Genomic DNA, 2,793 nt, shown 5'->3' with positions numbered 1-2,793 from the left:
CTCGTGCGCCGCACCTATGGATTGAAGAGCCGGTACGAACGGCTGCGGGAGAGCGGCATGATCACCGGCGAGGAAGTAGCCCAGCAGCTCGGCGTGTGCGCCTCGACTGTAGCGCGACGATCTGGATGAGAAGCCGGCCACCGTAGTTGTCGCCGCGCAGATTCAGTCGGCGCGTTGATTTGCGGGAGGCAGTGGACGTGGGGACTGGCTGGTTTCTGGGACATTTGAGAGCGCTATTTGCGGCTGAGCGAGGCCGGCGTGCAGATTGGACTAAGCCGCTGATCGCGGCGATTGGGGGCGCTGCTCACCAAGGGCGGGACATACCGAAATACTGGCGTGGCGAGCGGCGCAGCACACGCCTGAGCCGAACGACGACCAGGACGGACTGGCCGGCGCGACGCCGGACAAAGGCGAGGTGCAAAATTAGACGATGATCCACGGGACGAAATTCCGAGGCGAGAGAGGCCGGCGCGACAATGCACTTCGCGTCAGTGTCAGATTGATCAGCCCCTCGCATCGCGAATTTCATCGAGGCCAGCGGTCTTTGACCGCGCATCAAGGCCGGACACATGACCGCACCTATCCCGCTGGATGTAATGTCTGAAAATGCGCTTGCCCGCGTGGGGCCGTTCCACATATGTCGCAATACACATACTCAAAAGCATTGCACTTGAGCTCGCGGAAAACGTCGAACGGAGCCGTCCGTCCCTCAACAGAACTCAGCGCCGATTGACTCCCTTACAAAAACGTCGGGTCCCCGACATCACCTGTCCGGTTCGTCGAGTCTGTGACCCCGGTGCTGCGCGGCCTGGCGTCCTGCCGCATTCTTCACGGAAGAATATTCTTCTTCGGCACGATCCGCCAAATCGGCACGAGGTTTGCAAACATCGGTGCGAACAGCATGGCTCTCGAAGGCGCGCAAGCGGTTCTGCATCTCGCGGCGACAGTAGTTTCGGTGCAAGACCTTGAGCTCAGGCACGTGCCGCCCTCAAACGCAGCTTGAGCTTCAATGAACTTCAGGAGGAAACGATGAGCGAGTTCCTTGGCCATTATGTTGATCACCAGATGACCTCGCCTTTCGCGATGGCGCAGCATTCGGCTAAGATAAAACCAATCGCGAACGATCTTGCAAGACGTGGAGTTCTCCTGGTCGCATCCTGTGGCCGAGTTGAGGTCTATGGTCAGGAGCATGCAGTGAGAAATATCGATAGTCGGATATTTTCCGGCTTTCCATCTGAACGAATTGAAGGTGCGCTCACTATTATTCGCCGCATCGCCGAGGTTGCGTCTGGTGCTCGCTCCCAGGTCCTTGGCGATAATTATATCGGCGGTCCGCTCACGAAGGGTATAGAACGTCTTGACCAAAAACTTCCTATTGTTCAGATAGTACGGCTGGGATTTGATATTGGTCGTGCATCGCGTGAACGACAGCGGTTTATTGCATCGCTCAACTACTATCACATCGTTCGGAACATCATTGCTGATCGATTTCCGAATGGAGAGCTACCTGACCGCCTTTACGTGATCGGGGCGGATATGCCGATCCGCGAGCTGATCAGAAGTGGTGTTGGAAAGCGATTTGGTTCCACGACAATCGTAACGCGGAACCCCAAGAACCTTCGCAAACGTCTCCGCGCCTGGCCTGACATAGACGTCGTGCTCACGCGCCCGGCAGAGGTAGGGCACGCACGCGAACCACGGTCGATCGTTGTGATCGCATGGCCCGATATCAATGATGAATACCAGGCCATTCTCCAGAGCGCGCTTCTCCGATTAGAGCCGCGCACCATAATAGATATGGTGGCAAAGCCGCTACTCTCGAAAGCAGCATTCGCTAAACTCAACTATGTCACCGTGCACGACAGAGAATTTCTCGTGGCGTTTGAAGAAAACAACAAGAATATTTCTCCGAAATTGCCGATCTTGTTGGCGGATATCAATGAAACACTCCAAGCGGCGCAAACCTATCTTTCCGATAACGGGCCGTAGCCCCTCAGCGGCACACACCGATTCGGGCGATTGGAGGATAATGATGCTTATGGCACTCAAAGACAGGCGAACCGGTCATGGTGGACCGCAATGCGCAGGAGCTTTGGGCAAGAAAGCGACTTGCCAAGTGCACGGTGGGGTAGTGTCACGTTATCTGGTCTGACCGCGCTGAGCCTGTATTGCGAATGTCAGTTGCCCACGGTGACGACTTTCCACTCTGCCATGACTTATATGAGGAGGGTCAAGCGGAACGGTGTATCAGGGGCAATAGTTTTTCACCTCCTCGGTCGGTCTTTGCGGAATCCAGGGTCTGAGCCCGATAGCTCGACGCGGCTCGTTTTGATGACCTGATGTGGTGGACGGCCTCCGCTCCCGGGCATCGCAATGTGCCAAAGTGTGGCTGTCGAAAGTCACATAAGGGAAAGCCATCCATGGAGAAGATTACCACAATTGGCCTGGATATCGCCAAGCATGTCTTTCAGGTTCACGGGATCAATGGTGCCGGCGCGACCGTGAGCCGGCGCAAGCTGCGCCGCGACGATGTCGTTGGATTCTTCAAGGCATTGCCGACCTGCCTGATCGGAATCGAGGCTTGCGCGACTGGACACCAAAGGGCTCGGGTTCTTATGGCGCTGGGTCACGAGGTGCGGCTGATGCCGACGTCTTACGTCAAGCCATACATCAAGTAGGACTAACCCGCTCCGCGATTGCGGAGCGGCAAGGAGGGTGTGTCGCCGGCGTGATCTGATCGCGTCGTCTGTCGCGCTGGTCATGTGTCCACAACAAGCTCCGACTGCGTCAGCA

Annotated in this window: 1 protein-coding gene and 1 pseudogene; both read left to right on the top strand. The window is 56.6% G+C overall.

Annotated features, from left to right (window positions below; translation table 11 throughout):
* The first annotated feature begins 1,029 nt into the window (after nt 1-1,029).
* Entirely contained in the window at nt 1,030-1,989 is a 960-nt protein-coding gene (locus EOA23_RS33310) for a hypothetical protein (RefSeq protein ID WP_127307183.1), read from the top strand.
* Nucleotides 1,990-2,420: 431 nt separating this feature from the next.
* A pseudogene (locus EOA23_RS33305) lies at nt 2,421-2,669 on the top strand (IS110 family transposase); the annotation flags it as partial.
* Between the last annotated feature and the right edge of the window lie 124 nt (nt 2,670-2,793).

The sequence above is a fragment of the Mesorhizobium sp. M2A.F.Ca.ET.042.01.1.1 genome, assembly GCF_003997405.1.
GTDB lineage: Bacteria > Pseudomonadota > Alphaproteobacteria > Rhizobiales > Rhizobiaceae > Mesorhizobium.
This window is presented reverse-complemented; position numbering and strand designations above follow the sequence as displayed.